General features: G+C 61.6%; 20 protein-coding genes. 10 read left to right on the top strand and 10 right to left on the bottom strand.

Features of this window, described 5'->3' with window-relative positions; translation table 11 throughout:
- Positions 1–113 precede the first annotated feature (113 nt).
- From tssH to tssB, 7 genes are all read right to left on the bottom strand, one after another.
- Entirely contained in the window at positions 114–2,654 is a 2,541-nt protein-coding gene (tssH, locus tag NH234_RS18400) for a type VI secretion system ATPase TssH (protein ID WP_085732031.1), read from the bottom strand.
- Between the two features lies 1 nt (position 2,655).
- Positions 2,656–3,681: a type VI secretion system baseplate subunit TssG gene (gene tssG / locus NH234_RS18395; protein ID WP_085732030.1), complete on the bottom strand. Its 1,026-nt coding sequence runs from the start codon at positions 3,679–3,681 to the stop codon at positions 2,656–2,658.
- Complete coding sequence (tssF, locus tag NH234_RS18390; RefSeq protein WP_367253737.1) at positions 3,645–5,438, bottom strand: type VI secretion system baseplate subunit TssF; 1,794 nt, start codon at positions 5,436–5,438, stop codon at positions 3,645–3,647. The genes tssG and tssF overlap by 37 nt, the downstream gene beginning before the upstream one ends.
- The gene (gene tssE / locus NH234_RS18385; RefSeq protein ID WP_367253735.1) at positions 5,422–5,865 is read right to left on the bottom strand and encodes a type VI secretion system baseplate subunit TssE; all 444 of its coding nucleotides are present in this window, start codon (positions 5,863–5,865) and stop codon (positions 5,422–5,424) included. Before tssE ends, tssF begins: the two co-directional genes overlap by 17 nt.
- Positions 5,866–5,880: 15 nt before the next feature.
- On the bottom strand, positions 5,881–6,378 hold the full coding sequence (locus NH234_RS18380; protein ID WP_025111453.1) for an Hcp family type VI secretion system effector: 498 nt from the start codon (positions 6,376–6,378) through the stop codon (positions 5,881–5,883).
- Between the two features lie 77 nt (positions 6,379–6,455).
- Positions 6,456–7,940 carry a type VI secretion system contractile sheath large subunit gene (gene tssC, locus NH234_RS18375; protein ID WP_085711487.1) on the bottom strand — a complete coding sequence of 495 codons (1,485 nt, stop codon included), beginning with the start codon at positions 7,938–7,940 and terminating at the stop codon, positions 6,456–6,458.
- Between the two features lie 29 nt (positions 7,941–7,969).
- Positions 7,970–8,512 carry a type VI secretion system contractile sheath small subunit gene (gene tssB, locus NH234_RS18370; RefSeq protein WP_085732027.1) on the bottom strand — a complete coding sequence of 181 codons (543 nt, stop codon included), beginning with the start codon at positions 8,510–8,512 and terminating at the stop codon, positions 7,970–7,972.
- 228 nt (positions 8,513–8,740) lie between these two features.
- Here tssB and NH234_RS18365 point away from each other — a divergent pair, with 228 nt between their 5' ends.
- From NH234_RS18365 to tssA, 5 genes are read left to right on the top strand one after another with little or no spacing between them, the layout of a single operon-like run.
- A complete protein-coding gene (locus NH234_RS18365; RefSeq protein WP_085732262.1) occupies positions 8,741–9,187 on the top strand; it encodes a type VI secretion protein in 447 nt (148 codons plus the stop codon).
- Positions 9,188–9,234: 47 nt separating this feature from the next.
- Positions 9,235–10,566, top strand: coding sequence for a type VI secretion system baseplate subunit TssK (tssK, locus tag NH234_RS18360; RefSeq protein ID WP_085732026.1), 1,332 nt, complete (start codon positions 9,235–9,237; stop codon positions 10,564–10,566).
- 18 nt (positions 10,567–10,584) lie between these two features.
- On the top strand, positions 10,585–11,349 hold the full coding sequence (locus tag NH234_RS18355) for a DotU/TssL family secretion system protein (RefSeq protein ID WP_367253733.1): 765 nt from the start codon (positions 10,585–10,587) through the stop codon (positions 11,347–11,349).
- Positions 11,346–15,167, top strand: coding sequence for a type VI secretion system protein (locus NH234_RS18350; RefSeq protein WP_367253732.1), 3,822 nt, complete (start codon positions 11,346–11,348; stop codon positions 15,165–15,167). Before NH234_RS18355 ends, NH234_RS18350 begins: the two co-directional genes overlap by 4 nt.
- Positions 15,164–16,246: a type VI secretion system protein TssA gene (gene tssA / locus NH234_RS18345; RefSeq protein ID WP_367253730.1), complete on the top strand. Its 1,083-nt coding sequence runs from the start codon at positions 15,164–15,166 to the stop codon at positions 16,244–16,246. Before NH234_RS18350 ends, tssA begins: the two co-directional genes overlap by 4 nt.
- Here tssA and NH234_RS18340 read toward each other — a convergent pair.
- The gene (locus NH234_RS18340) at positions 16,243–17,211 is read right to left on the bottom strand and encodes a 2-hydroxyacid dehydrogenase (RefSeq protein ID WP_367253728.1); all 969 of its coding nucleotides are present in this window, start codon (positions 17,209–17,211) and stop codon (positions 16,243–16,245) included. The genes tssA and NH234_RS18340 overlap by 4 nt on opposite strands.
- Positions 17,212–17,418: 207 nt before the next feature.
- Positions 17,419–17,802, bottom strand: a complete 384-nt coding sequence (locus NH234_RS18335) for a tautomerase family protein (protein ID WP_248742034.1) — start codon at positions 17,800–17,802, stop codon at positions 17,419–17,421.
- A 272-nt stretch (positions 17,803–18,074) separates the two neighbouring features.
- On the opposite strand from NH234_RS18335, the gene NH234_RS18330 reads away from it, so the two are divergent.
- From NH234_RS18330 to NH234_RS18310, 5 genes are all read left to right on the top strand, one after another.
- Positions 18,075–18,269, top strand: coding sequence for a hypothetical protein (locus tag NH234_RS18330; protein ID WP_085732020.1), 195 nt, complete (start codon positions 18,075–18,077; stop codon positions 18,267–18,269).
- 48 nt (positions 18,270–18,317) lie between these two features.
- A complete protein-coding gene (locus tag NH234_RS18325) occupies positions 18,318–18,488 on the top strand; it encodes a hypothetical protein (protein ID WP_367253726.1) in 171 nt (56 codons plus the stop codon).
- Positions 18,489–18,744: 256 nt separating this feature from the next.
- The gene (locus NH234_RS18320; RefSeq protein WP_367253725.1) at positions 18,745–20,025 is read left to right on the top strand and encodes an HAAAP family serine/threonine permease; all 1,281 of its coding nucleotides are present in this window, start codon (positions 18,745–18,747) and stop codon (positions 20,023–20,025) included.
- Between the two features lie 136 nt (positions 20,026–20,161).
- Positions 20,162–20,779 carry a ParB-like protein gene (locus tag NH234_RS18315; RefSeq protein WP_085732018.1) on the top strand — a complete coding sequence of 206 codons (618 nt, stop codon included), beginning with the start codon at positions 20,162–20,164 and terminating at the stop codon, positions 20,777–20,779.
- Entirely contained in the window at positions 20,769–22,427 is a 1,659-nt protein-coding gene (locus tag NH234_RS18310) for a SulP family inorganic anion transporter (RefSeq protein WP_367253724.1), read from the top strand. Before NH234_RS18315 ends, NH234_RS18310 begins: the two co-directional genes overlap by 11 nt.
- A 67-nt stretch (positions 22,428–22,494) precedes the next feature.
- Here NH234_RS18310 and acnB read toward each other — a convergent pair whose 3' ends face one another.
- Positions 22,495–25,104, bottom strand: a complete 2,610-nt coding sequence (gene acnB, locus NH234_RS18305) for a bifunctional aconitate hydratase 2/2-methylisocitrate dehydratase (protein WP_085732016.1) — start codon at positions 25,102–25,104, stop codon at positions 22,495–22,497.
- Between the last annotated feature and the right edge of the window lie 182 nt (positions 25,105–25,286).

The raw sequence follows: 25,286 nt of genomic DNA, 5'->3' as shown, positions 1-25,286 counted from the left end.
GCCAAGGGGGGCGGCGCCAATCCTCCAAGGTGCGCAGAGTTGTTCAAGTTGAAATGTATATTCCCCATGTTTTCGTCCCGTCGTTTTGTTTCCGTATGAACCTTGGGTACGCTTTATTCCAACACCCACTCCGCCAACTTCCCCGTCACCTGCGTCATCAACACATTCTCGACATCCCGTGCACCCGCCGCGCTGCACTTGGCGAGTACCGCTTTCACAATTCCCGAATCAAATTCGAACTGCTTGCCGGTCGCAGCCTTGTAGCGCCCACGCAATTTCTCCAGCTTCGCCAGCACAATCCCTTCCAGCGTCTGCTCATCCAGCGGCCGATACGCAACCACCGTCATGCGCGCCAGAAATGCCGGTCGGAAGGCTTGCAGCAGGACTTTGTGCAGCACCTCGTTGAAGGGCTCGGAGCCGATCTGTGACACGGGCGTATCGAGCAGCAACTCAGCACCGACGTTGCTGGTGGCGAGCATCACGGTGTTCTTGAAGTCCACCACCAGCCCAGTGCCGTCCTCCATCAAGCCTTTGTCGAACACGTTGTAAAACGCTTCCAGCACATCCGGATGCGCCTTCTCGATCTCATCCAGCAACACCACCGAATACGGTTTGCGTCGAACAGCTTCCGTCAGCACGCCACCGCTGCCGTAACCGACGTAACCCGGAGGGGCGCCCTTGAGCTGGCTGACGGTATGGGCTTCCTGATATTCGGAAAGGTTGATGCTGATCAGATTGCGTTCGCCGCCGTACAACGCATCGGCTAACGCATAGGCGGTTTCGGTTTTGCCAACGCCCGTGGGGCCGACCAGCAGGAACACGCCGACCGGTTTTTGTGGATCGGTGAGCCCCGCTCGATAGGCCTGCAAACGCTGGGCGATGGTGTTGAGCGCAATGCTCTGGCCCATGACGCGCTGGCCCATGCGGGTGCCGAGGGTGCGCACGGCATGGGCTTCGTCGGCAAGCATTTTGCCGACGGGGATGCCGGTCCAGCCGGCGATCACGGCAGCGACGGTTTTGCTGTCGACCTGTTCCGGTACCAGCGGATCGTCCTGGCGGATCGCATCCAGTCCCGCCTCCAGGCGCAGCAGTTCGGCGGCCAGATGATCGATGCGGCTGTCGGTGGCTTCGTCGGGCTTGTCGCTGTCGGCGCTTTCGCTCAACGCCAGCAATTCGCGGCGGGTCTCGAGCAGTTCACGCACGGCCACGCGCTCTTCGCTCCAACGTGTTTCCAGTTCGCGGATCGCTTGCACATTGGTGTTCGATTCACCCTCCAGCAGGGTGATGCGTTCACGATGGTCCAGCCCGGTGGCCTGCTCCCGGCGCAGGCGCTCGACTTCATCCTTGAGGCTGTTTTGCCGGTGGCGCAGGCTTTCCAGCGGTGGCGGCACGTCGTGCTGGCCGAGGGCGACCCGGGCGCACGCGGTGTCGAGGACGCTGATGGCCTTGTCCGGCAACTGGCGGCCGGAGATGTAGCGGTGCGAGAGTTTCACCGCTTCGTGGATCGCCGCGTCCAGCACTTGCACGCCGTGGTGTTGTTCGAGTTTGGCGGCCACACCACGGAGCATTTCCACGGCGGTGATCTCATCCGGTTCTTCGACCTGCACCAGCTGGAAGCGGCGGGCGAGGGCCGGGTCTTTCTCGAAGTATTTTTTGTATTCCATCCAGGTCGTGGCGGCCAACGTACGTAACTCACCACGGGCCAGCGCAGGTTTGAGCAAGTTGGCCGCATCGCTGCCACCTTCGGCGCCGCCTGCCCCGATCAGAGTGTGGGCTTCGTCGATGAACAGGATGATTGGCTTGTCGGCGCTGCGAACGGCGTCGATCACGCCTTTGAGTCGTTGTTCGAATTCACCTTTGACCCCGGCACCAGCCTGCAACAGACCAAGGTCAAGCACTCGCAGACTGACTTCCTGCAACGACGGCGGCACATCTCCGGCAGCAATGCGCAGCGCCAGGCCTTCGACCACGGCGGTTTTGCCCACGCCCGGTGCGCCGACCAGAATCGGGTTGTTTTGCCGGCGTCTCAAAAGAATGTCGATGCACTGACGAATCTCGCCGTCGCGACCAACGATGGGATCGATGCGCCCGGCATGAGCGTCAGCGGTCAGGTCCTGGGTGTATTGATCGAGCACCGAGTCCTGACGTGGCGCCGGATTTCCAGAAGACACAGAACGCGGGCCTGCGTGCTCGCGGGAGTTCTCCGTCCACTCCAGCAGATTCGCGCGCAAGGCTTCCCTGGGAATCCGCAGCAATGACGACGCACTGTTGAGCAACAGACTTCGGCGCTCGTCACGATCAATCAATGCGAGTAGCAAAAGCCCGGAACGAATGCTGTCGATCCCCAGCACACTGGCCTGCACCACGGCGTCTTCCAACAATCCCAGCGTATGCGAGGACAGTGCCGGGGTGCGGGTACTACCCGCCTTGAACAGGTCCAGTGCCTTGTTGATTTCAGCCGTCAGCGCATCCCGTTCCAGCCCGAAACGCGGCAGCAGGAAAGCAAAGTCGCCGCCGTCGATGTCGAGCAATTCCAGCAACAGATGCTCGATCTCGACAAAGTGATGCCCGCGCTGCAGACAGCGTTGGGCGGCGCGTTCGAGGGCGCGGCGGTTGTCCGGGTTGAGGCGTCCGATCAGGCTGGCCAGTTCCATTTCAGGTGATCTCCAGCTGACGAAGACGGGTTTCGATCCGTTGCACGGTGACGCTGGCCTGACGTTGCAAACCGCCGTTCCAGCTCAACAGTGCCGGGGCTTGGCGACTGAGCTTCAGCGGCCCGGCACCGCGCACCAGAATCACCAGTTTCACGTCCAGATCGGGGCCGAAATACAGCGCTGCCAGACTGGCCAGTGCCGGGTGCGCCTCACCGTCCGGCAAAAAACGCGCGGCCTGCGCCGAGGACAATGGGCCGAGCGTCAGGCGAATCCCGGCATGCTCATCCCAGACCCGCGTGCCGGCTACGGCTGTGCGACCGAGTTGCAGATTGCGCCCGCCAGCCTTCATGACGCTGCGGCTGGCGGCCGGAATCTCACGCCACGCACCTTCATAGGCGCTCAGCTCCACCGGTACTGAAAATTGCTCGCGGACAATCGCTGCGAACCCCGCCAACGACCGGCGGCCATCGGCGTACAACGCGGTGCAGGCCAGAACGGCGCAGTCGGGAATCGCCTGGCGCTCCTGCAACGATTTGGGCATCAACCCGGTCAGCGCCCGCAATTGCGCCTGCACCGGCGAAGCGCCGGGCGTGGTAAAGCCGAGGGCGATCCGGTGTTTGCGCATCACCTTGTACAGCAGGCTCAGCAGCCGATGCTGGAACAGATCGAGGAATTCGGCGGGCGCGTGATCCTTGGCCCTGGCCCGTTGTTGCAGCCATTCCTGATAGGCGTAGGGCAACGGACCGTCGGGGCCGCCGAGGCCGAACATCGGCGAGTTGAGGGTCAGCGGTTCACCGGATTTTTCCTCAAGGCTTTCGATCTGGCTGGCGGCGAACACGGGCGTCAACGGCCCGCGCAATTTGAGCGCTTCGGCCTGCGGCGACGTGCCTGAGCCAAGGGAGTCGGCCTGCGGCTGTTCGCGCTCCAGCAACAGCAACGCCTGCAACCATTCGAACGCCTGCGGATCGCGGCGCAGTCGCTGGCCCAGTGTCAGAGCGACAGGGGCATGCCGGCTTGGGGTTGCCATGCCTTGACCTCCTTGTCTGCCTGCATGAGCACCGTGCGCACAAAGCGATTGGCCGTGGCGTACACCGAAAAGAATTGCGCTAGCACCGCCGAGAACAGCACCGCGCTGCTGCCGACGAAATGCTGCGGATCGAGCTGCAATTGCACTTCAAGTCCGTTGCGCCAGCCGCGCCAGGCATCGGCACCGACGTGGCCGATCACCCGTTCGCAAGCCAGGCTCAGCAAGCCATCGATCTGACGCAGGGCGCTGGCTTCATCGCGCAGGTTATGCAGATGCAGAATCTCCTTAAGCGCATCCAGCGCCTGCGGTCCTTCGACCAGCGACAAATGATTGAGGGTCAGTTGCGACACCAGCCGCCAGCGTGAGTCGCCGTCCAGTCGCGGCTGGCTCTGCGAGCTCGGCGGATTGCGCAGGCGTGCCCACGCCACCGGCCCGGGCCGCTCGAACCCCAGTGGCGTGCCGGCCGGCAGGCTCTGGGCGAGGTGTCGGTTGGTGCACAGCAGTTCGGCCGTGAGGCTGTAGTCGGGCAGGTCGGTTTGCGGTTCAAAACGGGTATCGACGACGCTGACCAGAAGATCACTGCCGAGCCGGTTCGGTGCCTGGCCGCTGACTCGCCGCGCATGCCAGTAACGCTGTTGATCGCCGCCGCTGTGCTGGCTGCCGTAATAGGCGGGCAGGCGTTGCACGCCGGCGCTGGAGCTGGAGCGCATCGCGCGGATGCTGTGGATCTCGACGCTGTTTTCCCGGTGGCTGTCGGCAATCAAGCGGTATTCGCTGCGGGTACCGTCGGGGCGCAGCGGCTCGGAGGTGCGTGGGAACAGATTGATTACCGGTGCACAGCCGAGGGCGATGTCGCTGGCCTGCAAGTGCAATCGGCCGGCCGGCGCACGGTCGAAAACGATGTAGAGGTAGAGCGTCTGGCTGTCGCTGGAAACACTGCCGAGTGGCAGGTCGAAGAAATGGAATTTCTCCGGGAAGGCAAAATATTCCGCCAACAGACGCATGCCTGGATGTACGCCGTCCTCGTCCGGCAGCAGTACTTCACCGTCGGCGAACCCGACGATCTGCGGCAGTCCCTTCACCTTGGCGGGAATGCTCCCCGGCGAGCCTGCAAGTACTTGCACCGCGTGGGCACCGAGCAGGTCATAGAGGCCGGCGTTGATCACGGGCGAGGCGGCCAGGTGAATGCGTAAACTGTCGATTTCCAGTTCGGACCATTGGCTTTCGCCCAGGCAGCGCAGGCTCAGGCGCAAGGCCGAACGGGACTGCGCCACGCCGGTCAGCGCCTGGGCTTCGTCACTGCCGAGCAACAGCGCTTCGGCCACTTCGATGGGCCACAGCCGCACGGCGGCGCTGGTGCGAAAGTGAATGCTTTCGCCCTTGTTGGTGGTGACGAACAGCGGTGTATCCCGGGGCAGGGGATAGCCGCCGTCGAGTTTGCCTTTGCTCGGGTCCGGTTCGAATTGCACGATGGCGCAGGACGGCAACGGGCGCACGGCCAAGGGATAGAGCTGCTCAAGCAAGGCATCGCTGAACTCGGCGTAGTCATCATCCAGACGCCGTTGCAGACGCGCCGCGAGCAGGGCGAAGCCTTCGAGCAAACGCTCGACGTGCGGATCCGGGCATTCACCGGGAGACAGCTCCAATCGCCGCGCGACTTTCGGATAGCGTTCGGCAAACTGGCTGCCGGCGTGGCGCAACCAAGTCAGTTCACGTTGGTAGTAGTCGAGCAGTTGCGGGTCAATCGAGTCGCTCATGGCGCACCTCCAGCCCTGCGTTGCCGGGCTCGATGACAAAGGCCACCGGCCAGTGCAGCGAGCTGCTGCGCAATTCGCCGAGCAGGCGGATGCTCAATCGCTGCGGCTGTTCGGGGAGGGGATTGACCTGAACCTCGCCCAGCAGCAGGCGCGGTTCGAAGTGGCTGATGGCCTCGCGAATGTCCCGCGCCAGGCGACGGCGGTCATCGCTGCGCTGTTGTTGCAGGGCGCTCCAGTCGGCGATGCCGTAGTCGATCACGCTCGGGGGCGTCGTCAGTGCGCGCGGGCCACGGCGGGTGTTGAACAGGCGCCCGAGCTCGGTGTGCACCGAGTCGAGCAAGTCCTGCCGATCGAACACCGGCGGCTCGTCGGCCTCGCTCCAGGCGAGACGTTCGAACAGCGGTGCGCGTATGTCGGTGCCAGCCATGGCGAGGGCGTCCGGTTACTTGCTCGCCTTGTTGGCCGCCAGGTCCCAGACCGTGCCGGCGGTGCCTTCCTTGGTGCCGTCGTCTTTCTGCGCGGTGAGTTCCCATTTGATCTTGGTGAAGTTCAGGGACAGGGTTTCCACCGGTTTGCCCCCGGTGCCGCCGCTGACGCTGACGTTGGAGATCACCACGTTGGTCAGGGTGTAGATGATGAACGGCATGATCTGCCCGCTGCCTTCGGCGGCGTTGCGACCGATGGTTATCTTGGCTTCCGGGATCGGCTTGCCGGCACAGCAGTACTCGTTAAGCGAAGGGGTCGAGCTGTCGATGAATTTGGTCAGGGTAAATTCACCGATGTGCGGCCGGCCGGAGGTACGTTCCGAGTTGCTGACGTCGTTGGTCACCTGCATCGCCACGTTGTGGCTGTAGGACATGACTTCGATCTTGTCCTTGTAGCCCTCGAGCAGGCTGTCGCCTTTGATGTCGCCGCCGAGGTCGAGAATGATTGCATCCATCGCTTGAAACTCCTGAAGGTTGTAGCGCTAGACAAACGGGGGAGCGCCCGCAGGGAAATCCTGCGGGCGCAGGCAGGTCAGGCTGCCACCGGAGGCGGCAGGGTCGCGACCAGTCGGATCGATGCCGTCAGTTCTTCGAGCTGGAAGTGCGGCCGCAGGAACACGGTCGCGCGGTAGGCACCGGGCTTGCCGGCGACTTCGGTGACGTCCACCCGCGCTTCACGCAGCGGGTATTGCGCCTTGATTTCCTGCGGCGCGTTGTCGTTGATCAGCACGTAGTCGGCGATCCAGTTGTTGAGGTAGGTCTGCACGTTGTCGCGGGTCATGAAACTGCCGACCTTGTCGCGCATGATCACCTTCAGGTAATGAGCGAAACGCGAGGCCGCGAGCACGTACGGCAACATCGCCGAGATCCGTGCGTTGGCGTTGGCCTCGTTGGTGTTGTAGACCTTGGACTTGTTGGTGGTCTGGCCGCCGAAGAACACCGCGATGTCGCTGTTCTTCTTGTGGCACAGGGCGATGAAGCCGAGGTCGTTGAGCTCTTTTTCCCGGCGGTCGGTGATCGCCACTTCGGTCGGGCATTTGAGCGACAGGTCGCCGGAGCTGGTACGGAAGGTGTGCGCCGGCAGGCCTTCGACTGCGCCGCCACCTTCAGCGCCACGGATCGCCGCGCACCAGCCGTACTTGGCAAAGGCTTCGGTGATGCGTTGCGACAGCGCCCATGCGGCGTTGCCCCACAGGTATTTGCTGTGGTCGGTGCCGTTGGTGTCTTCGACGTAGTTGATGCCTTCCACAGGCGAAGTGTCCGGGCCGTAAGGCAGGCGCAGCAGGAAGTGTGGCAGCACCAGCGAGACGTAGCGCGAGTCTTCGCTTTCACGGAACGAGCGCCACTTGATCAGTTCCTGGCTCTCGAACACTTTCGACAGGTCACGGGGCACGGCCAGTTCAGTGAAGCTGTTCATGTCGAACAGTCGCGGGCTGGCGGCGGCAATGAATGGCGCGTGCGCAGCGGCGGCGACGTTCGAGAGTTTTTCCAGCAGGCCGATGTCCTGTGGGTGACGGCCGAAGGTGTAGTCACCGACCAAAAGGCTGAACGGGTGGCCACCGAAGGTGCCGTATTCCTCTTCGTAGATCTTTTTGAACAGCGCGCTCTGGTCGAATTCCACGGCTTTTTCCAGGTCGTTCTGCAGCTCTTTCTGGGTCACGTTGAGCAGGCGCAGCTTCAACCGGGTGCTGGTTTCGGTGTTCTGCACCAGCATGTGCAGGCCGCGCCAGGACGCTTCGAGTTTTTGCAGGTCCGGGTGGTGCAGCACTTCATTGAGCTGGGCGCTGATCAGCTCATCGATCTTGCTGATGCGGTCGTTGATCATCGCCACGGTGTCCTTGTCGATGGCCATGCCTTCGTCGAGTACCTGGGTGGCGAACTCCGCGAGCATGTCGCGGGCATAGTCCTGCTGGCTGTCGTCATGGGCCATGCGGCCCTCGGCAATGATCCGGTCAAGCAGGGATAAAGTTTCGGCGGCAGCATTTTCGCTGGCTTGATTCTGGGCGGCGGCGGGCATGGCGAATTCTTCCTCGGTCAGGTGGACGATCAGGCTTGCGGTTCGGCCGGGGCCTCGGCATCAACTGCCGGGGTAGCGGTGTCCGGGCGAGCCGATTTGATCTCTTGCAAGCCTTCGGTGTTGGCAATGACATCGCGCAACAGTTTGTCGAGATCGTCGTTGCCGTCGAGTTTGGTCAGCAGATCGCGCAGGCGCTGACGGGCTTCGAACAGACGACGCAGCGGGGTGACTTGCTCCACCACCTTGACCGGGTCGAAATCGTCGATGTGCTTGAAGTTGAGTTCGATGTTCAGCTTGCTGTCGTCGCCGCTGAGGGTGTTGTTGACTTGCAGGGTGGCACGGGGAGCGATGGAGGCGAGGACGTCGTTGAAGTTGTCGCGGTCGATTTCGGTGAAACGGCGTTCAGTCAGTTTTGCCAGTGGTTCGAGCGGCTTGCCCGAGAGGTCGGCAAGAATCCCGACCACCAGCGGCAATTCCTTTTTCTCGATGGCATTACCGATTTCGACGTCGTAGGTGATTTGCACTCTGGGTGGACGCACCCGGTCGAGCTTGTGCTGAGTACTTTCTGCCATGTCGGCGGACTCCGATGCGATGAGCGGGCGCAATGCATCGGGGAGGCCCGTTCATCGCTTTCCCTTGCTGGACCACAGGTTAGAAAGGGAGGCAGATGACCTGTCGTTCCTTTGACAAACCTTCCACATTCGGCTGTAGGAACCGAACTACCCAAGACGCTAGAACAGGTCTATAAAAATGCAAGCGAAAAACATTCTTGGACTGTCTCGCGAAAAGGAAAATTCATTTTGTCTTCACGACTTTTTCTAACAATCGGGTTTGCGCTGCTCGCGGGCTGTTCGTTCTTCGGGCCGAAAGTCGACCTCGACAGCCTGACCCTCGACGTCGCGCCCAAGGCCAATGACGACACACCGATCGCCGTGGATTTCATCGCGGTCAATGACCCTGACCTGCTCAAGCAACTGTCAGGCATCAGCGCCCAGCAGTGGTTCGCCGGGCGCGAGCAGTACCAGCGCGACTATCGTCAGCTGATGAGCGTGTGGGGACTGGAGCTGGTGCCGGGGCAATTCATCGACCGCCAACCCTTCCCGCTGGGGGGCAAGCGGGCGGCTGGACTTTTGGTCTTCGCCAGCTATAACACACCCGGAGCGCACCGCTTGCGGCTGGACGATCAGAGCGATGCATGGCTCAAGTTCGACAGCCGCGAAATGACCCTGGTCAGCAAGGAAAACTGAAAAAAAACCGTCCGCCGCCGGTTCGCGGCGCAGTCGAAGGGAGTCGTATGAGTCTGCTACCTGATGCGGTCTGCTGGCATGAAGGCATGCAATTGCTGCCACAGCATTTTCAGTTGCAGGGTCTGCGGGCCGAAGCGCTCGGCGCGCATCTGGCGCAGGCGTGCAATCCGTGGTTCTTTGGGGTCAGCCACATGGATTTCGACCCTTCGGCGATGAGTGCCGGGGTGGTACGCGTGGTGTCATTGCAAGGGACGATGCCCGACGGGTTGCCGGTCAATCTGCAGGCGGGTGTCGGGCCTGTGCTGGAGCTGGATGTCGGCCCCTCGATCAACGAAACCGACGATGCGACCGTCACCGTGTACCTGGCGATCAGTCCGCTGTGGCGCGCCGGTCAATTGCTGCCGCTCAAGGGGCGATTGCAGTCGGTGGTCGGCGAGGCTCTGCCGGATCTCACCAGCGGCGAGTTCCCCGAATCGATTACCGTGTGGCGACCCAACCCGCGTCTGTGCACACAGTTGAACAAGGCTGATTCAATCTGCCTGCCGCTGCTGAAAATCCGCAAGGAGGGCGGCGGTTTTCTGCCGTTGCCCTATACGCCGCCGACGCCGGTCCTTTTGCCGGAGTCGCCGCTGGGTCGGCGAATTGCCGGGCTCTGCGCGCGGGCCCGGGAGAAATGCCTGTTCCTGGGCGGGCGTCTGCGTCAGGCACAACAGTCCGGCAATCAGGACGACGCGCTGGAGATCCGTCGCCAACTGACCGCGTTATGGACGCGGCTGCCGGAAGTCGAAGGTTCGCTGAACAGTCGCATTGCTCATCCGCAGGGTTTGTACGTGCAGTTGCTGGGGTTGGCCGGCGCGTGGTCGGCGCTGGATCCGTTGGCGGGCGTGCCGTCATTTGCGCCGCTGGATTTTTTCGAGTTGCAGCGCGGTTACGAGCCGCTGCTCGATTGGCTGGAAACCACGCTGGAACTGATTCGTGCCGGTTATCGCAGCATCGCTTTCGAGCGCAGCGAACACAGCTTTTCCATTCAGTTGCCGGACGAGCAGCCGAGCCAGCGGCTGGTCATCGGCCTGCGCATGCCCAACGGCGCCAGCGAGCAGGCGGCCGGCGAGTGGTTGCGCGGCGCGATCATTGCCTCGGCGCCGCACATCGCTTTGCTCAGCCGCCAGCGCATGAGCGGCCTGACGCACCAGGCCATGAATCGCAACGAACAAGTGGCCTACAGCGTCGGCGACGACACCCGACTGTTTGTGGTGACAGCCGAAGGTAACTGGTTCGACGCGCAATTGCCGTTGGTGATCGCCGCGCCGGCCACCCGGTTGACCAGCAGTCCGTGGCAAGTGGTGCTGTTTGTCGCCCAGAACAGTGAAAGTGCCTGATCACACAAGGAACGCCGTATGTCGCAAGGAAGTGCCGCAAGCCTTGGGTTGCAGGACGCACCGTTGAGCAGCGCGTTCCGGCAGACGTGGCAGCAATGGCAACTGGACTGGACTCAATTGCCCAAGGACATCGAGGACGATGCGGCGCTGGTCGAAACCGTGGTCGAGCTGTCCACCCAGGCTTCACAACGGCTGTGGCGCACGGCGTTTTCACGGGTTGGCGACTCGGCGACCGAACAGGTCAAGGCACTGGTGTACGCCTTCGTTGCGCTGGTCGATGAAACGCTGCTGTTCAGCCCATGGCCGGGCCAGAGTGCCTGGCAGGAAAAACCTTTGGAGTCACGCCTGTATTCCAGTCGTCAGGCGGGTGAGCAGTTGCCGGCGGCGATCCAGACTCTTCTCGATGAGCAGCAACCCACCACCCGCGATCTCGCCAACGTCTATCTGCAATGTCTGATTCTCGGTTTCCACGGACGTCTGCGCGGCGAGCACAGCCAGGCGCAATTGCAAAAGTGGCGGCTGGCGTTGTTCACCTTCGCCTGGCAGGACGAGGCCAGTTACGACGATGTCAGCCAGCGCCTGGTACAACCTTCGCTGGTTGCGCCGCTGCAATTGCCGGTGCGCACGGCGTTGCCGGACGGTTTTCGTCTGGCACTGGGGATTCTGGCGATGGTGCTGTTGCTGACCGGGGTTGGCCAGTTCTTGTGGAGTGACATTCGTTCCGAACTGGAGCCGGTGCTGCAAACCACCGACTCGATAGCGGTGCCGGAGCAAGACTCATGAGTACCTTGACGATCGTCGCGTGGGTGGTGGCGGTGCTGTTGCTGCTGGTGATCGTCGGGGTGGCGGTGTGGTGGCTGCGCACTCGAAGCGGCGCGGCGATCCGCAGTTTCTATCTCGCTGTGCGGCACATGGAGCAAGAGCAGGGCACTCACGATCGCTATCAGTTGCCATGGCTGCTGATGCTCGGCGATGAGGTCCAGGGCACGCAACTGGTGACCGAATGGCGCCTGCAACCCACCGACAAACCGGCCTGGTTCGGCCGTTGGTGGTCGGACCCTGAAGGGGCGGTGCTGGTGGTGCCCCAAGGCCTGTTTCTGCCGGAAGACGGCATGCATTTGCAACGGGGTGGCTGGTGGCGGTTGCTTGGACTGATCCTGCGCCTGCGCAGCAAGCGTCCGCTCGACGGGGTGATCTGGACCGTGCCGGTCAGTCGCCTGGGCAATCTGGAGCAGGCGACGCAGTTGGGTCTTGCGGCGCGCCGACGCTTCATCGACCTGTTGCAACGTTTTGGTTTGAGCGTGCCGGTGTACGTGATCGTCACCGGTCTTGAGGAACTGCCGGGATTTCAGGACCTGATCAGCGCGCTGCCGGATGAGGCACGCGAACGTACCCTGGGCTGGTCATCGCCGTTTGCGCGAGATGCGGTGTGGCAGGGGCAGTGGAGCGATCAGGCGCTGGATCGCCTGCACCGCGCCGTCGCCGAAGCGGTGATTGAACTCGGTACGTTGTCCGGGCAGTTGACTGCGGACCTGTACGCCTTGCCCGAGCGTCTCGAAACCCTGCGACGGGGTCTGCAGAACGTGCTGGAACCGGTGTTCCAGGGCAACGCTCAGGGCGAGGCACCCTGTTTTCGCGGCGTGTATTTCAGCGCCAACCAACCGGCCGACGACGCACTGGACGGCTTCAGTGCCGATGACAGTGGTCTGCAGCGCAGCGTGTTCATGCGTCAGCTGTGGCGCCAGCGTCTGGTGGGCGAGCGTGGTCTGGCACAGGGGGTGCCGCGACTGTTGCGCCTGCGTCAGCGCTGGCAACGGCTGACGGCCGGCGTGGCGCTGGTGGTCGGGGTCGTCTGGGCGCTGGCGATGTTCTGGGTGTGGAACCAGTCGGTCAAGGATGCCCATGAACTGGCGCGGCTGATGCAGCGCGCGCACAAGAGCTACGTTACGGTCACCGATGAGGCGCACCGCGTCGAGCCGACCCGGCGCAACGTGCAGAGCTTCTGGCGGGTGCTGGAAAAGGCACCTCACTGGCACTACGTGTCGCTGGCGTTTCCGTCTTCGTGGATTTCTTCCGTGGACGTGAAGATCGAACGGGCGGTGTTCCAGGCTGCCCAGGGTCATATGGTTCAGCCGCTGCATGCGTTGCTGGTGGCGGAGCTTGCGAAGCTCAAGGCGATCCGCACGACCGATCGGCGCAACAGCGTCGAAAGCGAAGACCCGGCCCAGTGGCAGAACTACCAGAAAGCCACGGACCTGGTGGACCGGGCGTTGCGCCTGGAGCAACAGAACCAGTTGTTCGCTGAGGTGCAGAACAATCAGCGGGCACCGCTGGACGATCTGGTGCAACTGAGCAACAACGCGCTGTCGCTCAACCTCAACGCAGCGACGTTACCTCACGCCGCTTATTACAACCGGCTGCTGGCGGCGGGGGACAGCGGTGATTTGCAGGCGCTGGACTTGAGTGTCGAGCGGCCGTTGATCGTCAGCAATTTCAACGGACTGATGGAACGCTGGCTCGATCAGTATTTCCTGGCCGACAACTTTGTCAGCAGTGCCGGCTATCTCAAGTTGCATCTGGAGCAGCTCGAGGCCGGGAGTGGCAACAGCCTCAGCGAACTCGAGGACCTGCGTGCGCTGATCGACGACCTGCAAGCCGCGATTGCCCTGACCAACTCGACCTGGGGCCGCGGCAAGGGGCAGGAGCTGGTGCCGGGCTACCGCGAATTTCTCGACAAGGTGCGCAAGAGCACGCTGCTCGGGCCTGCGGTCGAGCAACAACTCGATGCCCAGGCGGGCAAGTTGCAGCAGAGTTTCCGTGACCAGTGGATCGCCCAGATCGGTTCGCGCGGCAACTTGCTGGTGCAACAAGGCAGCGGGCAACTGGCGTTGCAGGATCAGGTGGTGAAGCTCAATAACGCGGTGCAGGCGCTGTTCAAACGAGACTTCGTGTCCATCGCGATGCGCGCCACCGAAGACAACGTCAACTTGCAAGGTCAGACCGTCGATGGTGACGACCTCAATACCTCGCTCAACTACTTCGCCAGCTACAAGAGTTACGTCGCCGAAGAACTGCCGCGCATTCCGCCGGTTTATCGTGAGGCGTTGCTGCAAGCGGCAGAAGGTGCGGCGGCACAGGCCATGTGGCTGAGCCTGAAGGATCACAACGACCAGACGCATCCTTACGCGGTGTTCAACGTGCAGGCCGAGCAGGCAATGGCTTTGCAGAAGGCCTTTGTCGAAGTCCATCGCAGTGATCTGGCGGCGCGTCTGCAAGGCGCACTGAATCGCCGGGCCATGGCGCAGATCGTCAACGGTCTGGATGAAATCACCGCGCAACCGCTGTTCGGCGGCCGGACTGAAATCAGTCAGTGGGACGGCTCGAAAAACCTCGGCCTGCAACTGTACGGCGCCAGCGATGTGCAGGATTTGAAACTGAGCCTCAAGCAGCAATTCAACACCATGCTCGGCATCACCGAGCGGCGCACTTCGGCGCTGCAGTGGCTGATGACTCAACAGGGCAATCTCTCGGCGCTGGATTACGAACGGGTGACCCAGTTCAGCGCGCTCAACGACGAACTGCTTAAGTTCAAGGAGTCCAACCCGGCCAGCTCGCCGGCGCAGATCGAGCAACTGGTCAGCCGTGATTTCATCGAGATGGACACCGGTTCCTGCGTGCAGGTGTTGCAGACCGCCAATCTGGCGGGCGGGCGCGGCACTCTGGCGATGCGTGCGGTGGAGTTGCAACAGTCGGCCATGCAGCGTTGCCAGTACCTGCAACAACAGCAGGCTGCGGCGGCGTGGAATGAACTGGCCAACTATTTCAATCAGTACCTGGCTGACCGCTTTCCGTTTGCCAACGGTTTGCAGGCGCAGGATGCCGACCCGGCGCGGGTCCAGCATTTTCTGGAAGTCATCGACAAACGCCTGCCGGTGGCCCAGGCCGGACTGGTGCTGAGTCAGACCCCGGAACGGCTGGCGGCGGAAGACTTTCTCAACCGTTTGAAGCAGGCGAGCCTCTGGCTGACCCCGCTGTTCGTGCGCGACAAGAGCGGCCTTCTCGGTGTCGAGATGGACGTGCGCTGGCGCACCGACCGCGACGATGAGCGCGGTGCCGATCAGGTGATCGCCGGGGGCTTGCTGGCCGGCAATCAGCAGATCAGCTATCCCGCCGCCGAGCAGCCGAACCTGCGCTGGATGGTCGGCCAGCCGATCCGCCTGACCCTGCGCTGGGCGCGCAACGGTCGCGAACGCCCCGTCAATGACCCGCTGCAACCGAACCTGGTGGTGCGGGATATGGAGGCGGGCTGGGAGTACGGCGGGCCATGGTCGCTGCTGCGGCTGATGCGCGCGCACTTCTCGGTTCAGCGCCAGCCGAGCATGGATTACACGGACTTTCCGCTGACCCTGCGCCTGCCGGTCACCGCGCTCAATGACAGTGTCACCAGCGAATTCACCCGGATGTTCGTGCGACTGTCGTTGATGAGTCAGGGTTCGAAGCTGCCGCTGTCGATTCCACCGTTGCCGACCCGGGCGCCGCGTTCACCGTTCCAGGCAACCGGCACTACTGCCGCCATTGAATCCCGTGAGGAGGGCCTGTGAGCCTGCCATCTGCAACCTTGCCCGACCTGATCGATCAGTTGCTTGCACCGATCAGCCCTGATGCGCCTTGTGGTGCGGATCTGCGTTACGAACGCGAGTTCGATCAATTGCGCGACCTGCGCCGTGAAGACGATGCGAGCCTGCCGACCGGGGTCTGGCAATCGACGCTGAAACAGGCGAACTGGCCGGCAGTGGAAACACTCACCACCACGCTGCTGATCGAGCGCAGCAAGGACCTGATGCTCAGCGCCTGGCTCGGCGAGGCCTGGCTGCATCTTCAGGGGCTGGATGGATTGCCCGGTAGCCTGGCGCTGATCGCCGGATTGTGTGAGCGCTATCCCGAACAACTGCACCCGCAGGCCGAGGAGGGTGATCAGTCATGGCGGGTGATTCCGCTGGAATGGCTGGTGCGTCGGTACAGTGAGGTGCTGCTGACCCGGGTGCCGCTGTTCGGTTCGCACAACAGCGATTTCGAGGCGTACAACCTGGAAACCTGGCGCCGCTTGCAGGTGCAACAGGTGCAGGTCAACGACAGCAAGAATGCCAAGGCTTCAGCGGAGACCGCACGCAATGAACAGAAGAAGCTCAGCGAACAGGTGCGCGCCACGCCGCTGGCGTTCTGGCTGCGCCAACAGGGCAATCTGCTTCTGAGCCAGCAACACCTGCAACGTTTGAACGCCTGGAGCGATACGTACCTCGGTGATCAGGGGCCGGGTCTGCAGCCCTTGCAGGACATCATTCAAGCGCTGCTGAAACTGGTTCAGGAGTTCATCGCCATGCACCCACAAAAACCGGCGCCGGTCGCCCCCGTCGAAGCCCCCGTGGTAGAGGCGCAACCGGTCGAGGAAGTCCCCGTTGTGGCGCAGGTCTTTCGTGAGCCGGCGAGCCGTGAAGAGGCCTATCGGCAATTGCTGCTGATCGCCGAATACCTGGCCCGCACCGAACCCCACAGCCCAGTGCCATACCTGATCCGGCGCGGGGTGGAGTGGGGCAACAAGCCGTTGAGTGAACTGCTCGGCGAGCTGATCTCGGCCGACGCCGAATCGCGAAGGCTATGGACGTTGCTCGGCGTACTTTAGTGCACGCGCTGGTTGTTCTGCTTCGGCGGCAGCGTAAGGGGTGTCAGTACCGGCTCCCCGGCAAAGAACGCCACCAGGTTTTTCCCCACCAGATCCACGGTGCCTTGGGTGGCTTCAGGTGACAGTCCGGCGACGTGCGGGGTGAGAATCACGTTGCTCAAGGTTTTCAGCGCATCCGGCACCTGCGGTTCGTGATCGAATACATCCAGTGCAGCGCCAGCAATCCGCCGTTGTTCGAGGGCAGTGATCAGGTCCGCGGTGTTTATGACACTGGCTCGAGCGATATTGACGATGAAGCCTTTCGGCCCCAGGGCATCGAGCACGGGACGGGTCACCAGATGCTGACTGCCAATACCGCCGGGTGTCGCAACCACAAGAAAGTCAGAGGCTCGCGCCAGCTCGGTGGGGGTCGAGCAAAAGGCGTAGGGCACGTCGTTGCGCACCTGGCGGTTGTGGTAGCTGATCTCCATGTCGAAACCCAGATTCGCGCGTTTGGCGATGGCCATGCCCACTGCGCCGAGACCAAGAATCCCCAGCCGCTTGCCCGCCAGGGAGGGGCGCATGATCTTTGGCCATTCGCCACGGCGCACGGCGGCATCGCAGCGCGGAATGTCGCGTACCAGCGACAGCAGCAATGCCATGGCATGGTCGGCCACCGACGAGGCGTTGACGCCGGCGCCGTTGGTGACGGTCAGGCCCCGGTTGCTGGCGGCTTGCAGGTCCACTTGTTCGTAGCCGGCACCGATCACGCAGATGATTTTCAGCGTGGGCAATGCGGCGATTTCTTCGGCGTACAACCCCAGCGGACCACGGGTCAGCACCGCATCGATACGAGCACCGTGAGTGGCAATGGCCTGGGCGCGTTCGGCGGGAGTCGGGGCAAGAATCAGGTGAAAGCCCTGTCGTTCAAGAATGGGCAGATAGTCATTGATGGTTTCAACCAGTACCAGAACGGTGGCGGGCATTGCTCGGCTCCTGTGATCGTCGGCGTGTCGGTCGCGAAAGTCGTGTCAGAGTGCTGATTGCAGAGCGGTTTGGCAATGGCCGGCATTGCCCCGCACCAGCCAGTGTAGGAGCTGATACGGGGCGCGCGCGGGCGCTTCGTCAGAAGTCGATGTTGGCGGTGCCGAACAACTCGCGGACGCCGCGCCGGCGGATCGCGAGCAGGTGCATCAACTCGCGTACTGGGCGATGCCGTTGCCGAAAGACCAGTTCTCTTTCTTTACTTCGACCAGGTTGATGAACACATCTTCCAGACGGATCGACAGGTGCGTGTTCAGGTTCTGGGCGATGGTCTGGTACAGCGCCTTTTTCTGCTCCAGCGTTCGGCCCTCATTGAGGGTGATCTGGATGATCACCAACTGGTCGCTGCGCTGGATCCCCAGGTATTGAGTATCGAAGACGAAATGCTCGCCGTCGTGCTCGGCCAGGATCTGGAAGTTGTCGTGCTCCGGCACATTGATCGTGCTGCGCATGGCGGCGTAGATCTGCTCACCGACGCGTTTGGCGAAGGTCGGGTCGGGGCGTTTCTTGAGTTCGACGCGGACGAGGGGCATGGGAAGGCTCCATGGGGCAGGGGGTTGGAAAGGGCTGTCAGTCGCTTCGCCATTGGGTATAGCCGAAAATGCCAATCGGTGAGTTTGTTTAAAAACGTTAGGAAACGGATGCCCCGTCCTGCGGGATTTACGGATGTTGCCTACGAGTGCTGCCGGATTTATCCGCTATACGGCGAGATGTGAAGCACGAAACCATAGAGAGCAGGACAGGACGCGCTCTTCAGGATGGAACGGCGGCCTGGACCGAAATTGCCATCAGCCAAGGAAGGCCAATGCTTCAGAACAACCGTGAAAACCTGGAACTCGACAGGCTGCATAACGAAACGCGAAAACTTGTGGCTGAAAGGCAGAAGCTTCTGGCGGAAGAAAAGAAGCTGAAGTGGGAGACGTATTTTTATCCAGTCGCGGTAGTGGCCGGCGTGTTAACGGCAAGCGCGGCATTGGCGGGCGTCTTTTTCAGGTTTTGAGCGTTGGCTTTCGCAATCTTCAGACACATGACCCAAAAGGAAATCAACATGAGTAGCTATGACGCCAAAGCCAGAATGGAACAATTGGAAAGGGAACACGATGAGTGGGCCGAAAAAATACGGATCAAAAACAGGAAAGAAATGCGCCCGATCTGGGGCTTGCTGGGTCTGGGCATCTTTTGCATGTCCCTTGGCTTCATGTTGGCCCGATCGATTTGATCGGGTTTTCCCCATGACGCATTCGGCGCCGGAACATGTCAGAAAACGACATCAGACGTATCTGGCATCGACAGGGTTTTTCCAAAAAACGACAATCCTCCAATCTGCTCCGTACAACCATTCCTCAGCTAAGTCTTTGCTTCCGCACATTTATCGCGGAGAATCGCGCCCCTGTTTCGGCCGGAGCATGTCTGTCGGTTTTTTCCGACGCGTCCTGACCGAGTGGCAAGTGACCGGAATGCGGAGATCCGACCGGATGAATGATCAGGCCAATAGCGTCGAACAACGCTTTGAAACGGCAGCACCAGCCCAATTGTCGAGCTGGAATCGCCATGACACTACCTGGATGTTGGGACTGTTCGGGACGGCCATCGGCGCCGGTACCCTGTTTTTGCCGATCAACGCAGGTCTGGGTGGCTTCTGGCCGCTGGTGATCCTCGCGCTGCTGGCATTCCCGATGACTTTCTTCGCACACCGCGGTCTGACCCGCTTCGTGCTCTCCGGTCGTGAAGGCGCCGACATCACTGAGGTGGTGGAACAGCATTTCGGCATCAAGGCCGGCGCGCTGATCACCTTGCTGTACTTCTTCGCAATCTTCCCGATCCTGCTGATCTACAGCGTTGGCCTGACCAACACCGTCGCCAGCTTCCTCGAACACCAACTACACATCACGCCGCCACCGCGCGCGTTGCTGTCGTTCGTGCTGATCCTCGGCCTGCTGGCCGTGGTGCGTTGCGGCGAACAAGTGATCGTCAGGGCAATGAGCCTGATGGTGTATCCGTTCATCGTTGCGCTGCTGTTCCTCGCCGTGTACCTGATTCCGCACTGGAACGGCGGCATCCTGAGCACCGCTTCGCAGGTGCCGGCGCCGTCGGCGCTGCTGCACACGCTGTGGCTGGCGATTCCGGTGATGGTGTTTTCGTTCAACCACTCGCCGATCATCTCGGCGTTCGCGGTGGACCAGAAGCGTCGTTACGGTGTTCACGCCGACGAGCGCAGTTCGCAGATCCTGTCGCGTGCCCACCTGCTGATGGTGGTGATGGTGCTGTTCTTCGTCTTCAGTTGCGTACTGACCCTGTCGCCGGAGCAACTGGCTGAAGCCAAGGCGCAGAACCTGTCGATCCTGTCGTACCTGGCCAACCACTTCAGCAACCCGACCATTGCGTTCGCGGCGCCGTTGATCGCGTTCGTGGCCATCTCCAAGTCGTTCCTCGGTCACTACATCGGTGCCAGCGAAGGCCTCAAGGGCTTGATCGTGAAAAGCGGCAAGCGCCCGGGTGCCAAGGCACTGGATCGCATTGTTGCAGCGTTCATGCTGGTGGTGTGCTGGATCGTGGCGACCCTGAACCCGAGCATCCTCGGCATGATCGAAACCATCGGAGGCCCGGTCATCGCGGCGATCCTGTTCCTGATGCCGATGTACGCGATCCGCAAAGTGCCAGCGATGGCACGTTATCGCGGCCAGGCGTCGAACGTGTTTGTCACCGCGGTAGGCCTGGTGGCAATTTCGGCGTTGATCTACTCGCTGGCCGCTTGATTCCAGGCCAGCAGCTCCAGACGGGGGCGAGCCATTCGCCCCCGCTTTTGCAAGACCCTCTCAGTGCCTGATCCAGAGCACACATCCCCAGGCATAAACGGCTACGCTTGAAAGGCACTTTTCCCGGAGATGCCTTATGCCCCGTGCCCGACCCCAATTGATCAGCGCCAAACTGGAAAAACTCCATCCCACGCAGCTTACGGTCGGCCTCGCCGAAGTCGCCGACAAGCGCCAGGAATGGAAAAAGCTCAAACGCAAGGAGCGGGCGGCAGCGCTGGACAATCACTGGTTTCCCAGTGTGCTCGGGCCTGAAGGTGTCTATTACATCGTCGATCACCATCACTTTGGTCTCGCGCTGATCGAAGAAGAGGTCAAGAAGGCCTCCTTGCTAGTGCTCAAAGACCTTTCATTTGTCGACACGGTTACCTTCTGGAACGTGATGAACTTCAATCAGTGGGCACATCCTTACGACGGGCGCGGTGTCCGGCGCACCTTTGAAGCCATTCCCAAATCCATTGCCGATCTGCAGGACGACCCTTATCGCAGCCTCGCCGGACGCCTGCGCCGGGCTGGTGGCTACGCCAAGGACGCCACGCCCTACAGCGAGTTTCTCTGGGCGGATTTCTTTCGCAGCCGCATTGCCAGTGATCAGATCCGTGACCTCAGTCCCAAATTGCAGACGAAAGCCATGAATTTGGCCCGCAGTCAGGACGCTCGGTATCTGCCAGGGTGGGTGGGTCCGATTGTCAACTGAATCCCTAAACGCTTCCTCCCGACCCGAAGTACAAAGTCGCAGTCAGGACCTGCTGGCCGGGTTGTCGATTGCCGGTCTGTTGCTGCCCGAGGCCGTGGCGTATTCCAGCATTGCCGCGTTGCCGCCCCAGGCCGGGGTGATCGCGTTGTTCGCCGGGCTGCTGTGTTACGCATTGATGGGCACCAGCCGCTTTGCTGTGGTCTCGGCCACGTCGTCATCGGCGGCAGTGCTGGCGGCTGCCACGGCTTCGCTGGCTGGCGGCGATCCGGCATTGCGTCTGAGTCTGGCGGTCGGTCTGGTGATGATGACCGGTGTGCTGTTTCTGCTGGCGGGGCTGTTCAAGCTCGGCAGTGTAACGTCCTTCATCGCCAAACCGGTGTTGCGTGGTTTCGCACTGGGATTGGCAGTGACAATCATCCTCAAGCAGGTGGCGAGCGTCGTTGATGTCCACCTGACTGAGAGCAACCTGGTTCGCTTTCTGCCGCAGTTGATCGAGCAGTGGCCGAAATGGAATCTGGCAGGTGCCGGTGTAGCGCTGGTGGCGTTGCTGGTGCTGATGGCCTGTGCCCGTTTTCGCCGGGTGCCGGGCGGGCTGATCGTCGTGGCACTGGGCATTACCGCCAGCCAATGGCTGAACCTGCCGGCCTACGGGGTGAAGCTGATCGGGGTTATCGATCTGGCGCTGGAGATGCCGCAGTTGCCGAACATGCCGTTTGCCGACTGGCTGCGTCTGGGTGAACTGGCGTTTGCCATGGTGATGATTCTGTATGCCGAATCCTATGGCTCGATCAGCTCGTTTGCCCTGAAGCATGGCGACCGTGTGTCCTCGAATCGCGATCTGCTGGCTCTTGGCGCGTCCAATCTGGTGTCGGGCCTGTTTCACGGCATGCCCGCCGGGGCCGGGTATTCGGCAACGTCGGCCAATGAGGCGGCGGGCGCTACATCACGGTTGGCGGGAGTTGTCGCGGCGGCAGTGGTGTTGCTGATCGTTTTGACTGTGCTGCCTTACATCGCCCTGACCCCGGAGCCGGTACTGGCCGCGATTGTGGTTCACGCCTTGGGACGGGCGCTGAGCCTGCAACCGCTGGGTCGCTACTTCATCTGGCGACGTGATCGCTTGCTGGTGATTTGCGCGGTGGCGGCGGTGCTGGTGCTGGGCGTGCTCGATGGTTTGCTGCTGGCGGTGGCGATCAGCGTGGTGCTGATGCTCAAGCAGATGTCATCGGCGGATATCCAGGTGCTGGGGCAAATGGGCGGTGGTCACGACTATGTCGACGTGCAGCGCCATCCGGATGCCCGGGAAATCCCCGGTGTGCTGATCGTGCGTCCGAGCGAGGCACTGTTTTTCGCTAACGTGGAACGGATTCTCGGCGGCGCGCTGCGGCTGGCCCGTCATGCGCCGACGGCGGTGCACACGATCATCCTGAGTCTGGAAGAGTCGCCGGATCTGGACGGCACCAGCATCGAAGCGCTGGAAGCGTTCTTCCTGCAGGTGCGGGCCGAAGACAAGCTGTTGATTCTGGCGCGTCTCAAGCATGAGGCGCAGACCGTACTGTCACAACTGCCAGCGCTGGAGCTCGAGCAGGTGCTGTTGAGCGGATTGAGTGTGGATGAGGCGGTTCAGCAAGCGCTCAAGCTGAATGCATGAGTTTTCACAGGCATAAAAAAACGCCGCCCATCGCGAGATGAGCGGCGTTTTTCATTGCGTTGCAGCGTTAGGCTTGAACGACCGGAATCTTGGCGTTCGCAGCAGCTTCACGGAACTCGGCAATCTGGTCGAAGGACAGGTAGCGGTAAACATCGGCCGCCATGCTGTCGATCTTGCCAGCGTATTCCATGTACTCCTCGACGGTCGGCAGGCGACCCAGGATCGAAGCAACGGACGCCAGCTCAGCCGAAGCCAGGTAGACGTTCGCGCCGTCGCCCAGACGGTTCGGGAAGTTACGGGTCGAAGTCGACACCACGGTGCTGTTCGGCTCAACGCGTGCCTGGTTACCCATGCACAGCGAGCAGCCTGGCATTTCCATGCGTGCGCCGGCCTTGCCGTAGATGCCGTAGTAGCCTTCCTCGGTCAGTTGGTGAGCGTCCATCTTGGTCGGCGGCGACAGCCACAGACGGGTTGGCAGCTGACCCTTGACCTGATCCAGCAGTTTACCGGCAGCGCGGAAGTGACCGATGTTGGTCATGCACGAACCGATGAACACTTCGTCGATCTTCTCGCCAGCAACGCTGGACAGCAGACGGGCATCGTCCGGGTCGTTCGGCGCGCACAGTACAGGCTCATTGATGTCGGCCAGATCGATTTCGATGACTTCGGCGTATTCGGCGTCGGCATCGGCTTCCATCAGTTGCGGGTTGGCGATCCAGGCTTCCATCGCTTGAGCACGACGTTCCAGGGTACGCGCATCGCCGTAGCCTTCGCCGATCATCCAGCGCAGCAGGGTGATGTTGGACTGCAGGTACTCGGTGATCGACTCTTTCGACAGCTTGATGGTGCAACCGGCAGCCGAACGTTCGGCCGAGGCGTCGGACAGTTCGAACGCCTGTTCCAGGGTCAGACCTTCCAGGCCTTCGATTTCCAGGATGCGGCCGGAGAAGGCGTTTTTCTTGCCTTTCTTCTCGACGGTCAGCAGACCGTTCTGGATAGCGAAGTAAGGAATGGCATGAACCAGGTCACGCAGGGTGATGCCAGGTTTCATTTTGCCTTTGAAGCGCACCAGGATCGATTCCGGCATGTCCAGCGGCATGACGCCGGTGGCTGCGGCGAACGCGACCAGACCGGAACCGGCCGGGAACGAGATGCCCATCGGGAAACGGGTGTGCGAGTCGCCACCGGTACCTACGGTGTCCGGCAGCAGCATGCGGTTCAGCCACGAGTGGATGATGCCGTCGCCCGGCCGCAGGGAAACGCCGCCGCGGGTCATGATGAAGTCAGGCAGGGTGTGGTGAGTGGTCACGTCGATCGGCTTTGGATAAGCCGCGGTATGGCAGAAGGACTGCATCACCAGATCAGCGGAGAAGCCCAGGCACGCCAGGTCTTTCAGTTCGTCACGGGTCATTGGACCGGTGGTGTCCTGAGAACCTACGGTGGTCATCTTCGGTTCGCAGTAGGTGCCAGGACGGATGCCTTTGCCTTCTGCCAGACCGCAGGCCTTGCCGACCATTTTCTGCGCCAGGGTGTAACCCTTGGTGCTTTCGGCCGGTGCTTCAGGCTTCTTGAACAGGTCGAACGCAGGCAGACCCAGCTCGGCGCGAGCCTTCTCGGTCAGGCCACGGCCGATGATCAGCGGGATACGGCCGCCGGCGCGGACTTCGTCCAGCAGGACCGGGGTCTTCATTTCGAAGGTGGTGATGACTTCGTCGGTACCGTGCTTGCAGACTTTGCCAGCGTGCGGGTACAGGTCGATCACGTCGCCCATGTTCATGTTCGATACGTCGAACTCGATTGGCAGTGCGCCGGCATCTTCCATGGTGTTGTAGAAGATCGGAGCGATTTTGCTGCCGAAGCAGAAACCGCCAGCGCGCTTGTTCGGCACGTAAGGGATGTCGTCGCCGAAGAACCACAGAACCGAGTTGGTCGCCGATTTACGCGAGGAACCGGTACCGACCACGTCACCGACGTAGGCGATAGGGAAGCCCTGGCCGCGCATTTCTTCGATCTGCTTCATCGGGCCGGTCTTGCCTTGCTCGTCCGGAACGATGCCGTCACGGGCCATTTTCAGCATGGCCAGGGCGTGCAGCGGGATGTCTGGACGCGACCAGGCGTCAGGAGCAGGGGACAGGTCGTCGGTGTTGGTTTCGCCGGTCACCTTGAAGACGCGCAGGCTGATCTTGTCGGCCAGCACAGGGCGCTTCTTGAACCACTCGCCGTCAGCCCAGGATTGCAGCACGGCCTTGGCGTGAACGTTGCCGTTCTTGGCTTTTTCAGCCACGTCGTGGAAGGCATCGAACATCAGCAGGGTGTGCTTGAGTTCTTCGGCGGCCACTGGCGCCAGCTCGGCGTTGTCCAGCAGTTCGACCAGGGTCACGATGTTGTAGCCGCCCTGCATGGTGCCGAGCAGTTCTACAGCGCGCTTTTTGTCCAGCAGAGGGGAGGAGACTTCGCCCTTGGCCAGTGCTGAGAGGAAACCGGCCTTGACGTAGGCGGCTTCGTCCACTCCTGGTGGTACGCGATTGGTGATCAGGTCAACGAGGAAAGCTTCTTCGCCAGCCGGAGGATTCTTCAGCAGCTCGACCAGGCCTGCAGTTTGTTCGGCGTTAAGCGGCTGGGGAACGATACCCAGGGCTGCACGCTCTTCGATATGTTTGCGGTAGGCTTCAAGCACAGTTATTACCCTCATCAGTGGTCCCAAATGGGTGTCCGGGACGCTCATCCCGAAATTGCCGTACTCATGCTCCTCACGACGTTGTGGGTCGTTCGGCCAGAATTACCGGCAATTCCTTACAGAAGCTGCTTTCAAAGTTTTACGCCTGCAGAACGGGGAGCTGATGAGGGTTGGCGTTGGGC

The sequence above is a fragment of the Pseudomonas sp. stari2 genome, from assembly GCF_040760005.1.
In the GTDB taxonomy this organism is placed as follows: Bacteria; Pseudomonadota; Gammaproteobacteria; order Pseudomonadales; family Pseudomonadaceae; genus Aquipseudomonas.
The sequence above is the reverse complement of the archived record's forward strand: the minus strand, read 5'-3'. Positions and strand labels throughout refer to the sequence as shown.

Excerpts from the sequence above, each read along its gene's own strand:
- tssH (WP_085732031.1), bottom strand. The coding sequence starts at position 2,654 with ATGGAACTGGCCAGCCTGATCGGACGCCTCAACCCGGACAACCGCCGC.
- tssG (WP_085732030.1), bottom strand. The coding sequence starts at position 3,681 with ATGGCAACCCCAAGCCGGCATGCCCCTGTCGCTCTGACACTGGGCCAG.
- tssF (WP_367253737.1), bottom strand. The coding sequence starts at position 5,438 with ATGAGCGACTCGATTGACCCGCAACTGCTCGACTACTACCAACGTGAA.
- tssE (WP_367253735.1), bottom strand. The coding sequence starts at position 5,865 with ATGGCTGGCACCGACATACGCGCACCGCTGTTCGAACGTCTCGCCTGG.
- NH234_RS18380 (WP_025111453.1), bottom strand. The coding sequence starts at position 6,378 with ATGGATGCAATCATTCTCGACCTCGGCGGCGACATCAAAGGCGACAGC.
- tssC (WP_085711487.1), bottom strand. The coding sequence starts at position 7,940 with ATGCCCGCCGCCGCCCAGAATCAAGCCAGCGAAAATGCTGCCGCCGAA.
- tssB (WP_085732027.1), bottom strand. The coding sequence starts at position 8,512 with ATGGCAGAAAGTACTCAGCACAAGCTCGACCGGGTGCGTCCACCCAGA.
- tssK (WP_085732026.1), top strand. The coding sequence starts at position 9,235 with ATGAGTCTGCTACCTGATGCGGTCTGCTGGCATGAAGGCATGCAATTG.
- NH234_RS18355 (WP_367253733.1), top strand. The coding sequence starts at position 10,585 with ATGTCGCAAGGAAGTGCCGCAAGCCTTGGGTTGCAGGACGCACCGTTG.
- NH234_RS18350 (WP_367253732.1), top strand. The coding sequence starts at position 11,346 with ATGAGTACCTTGACGATCGTCGCGTGGGTGGTGGCGGTGCTGTTGCTG.
- NH234_RS18340 (WP_367253728.1), bottom strand. The coding sequence starts at position 17,211 with ATGCCCGCCACCGTTCTGGTACTGGTTGAAACCATCAATGACTATCTG.
- NH234_RS18335 (WP_248742034.1), bottom strand. The coding sequence starts at position 17,802 with ATGCCCCTCGTCCGCGTCGAACTCAAGAAACGCCCCGACCCGACCTTC.
- NH234_RS18330 (WP_085732020.1), top strand. The coding sequence starts at position 18,075 with ATGCTTCAGAACAACCGTGAAAACCTGGAACTCGACAGGCTGCATAAC.
- NH234_RS18325 (WP_367253726.1), top strand. The coding sequence starts at position 18,318 with ATGAGTAGCTATGACGCCAAAGCCAGAATGGAACAATTGGAAAGGGAA.
- NH234_RS18320 (WP_367253725.1), top strand. The coding sequence starts at position 18,745 with ATGAATGATCAGGCCAATAGCGTCGAACAACGCTTTGAAACGGCAGCA.
- NH234_RS18315 (WP_085732018.1), top strand. The coding sequence starts at position 20,162 with ATGCCCCGTGCCCGACCCCAATTGATCAGCGCCAAACTGGAAAAACTC.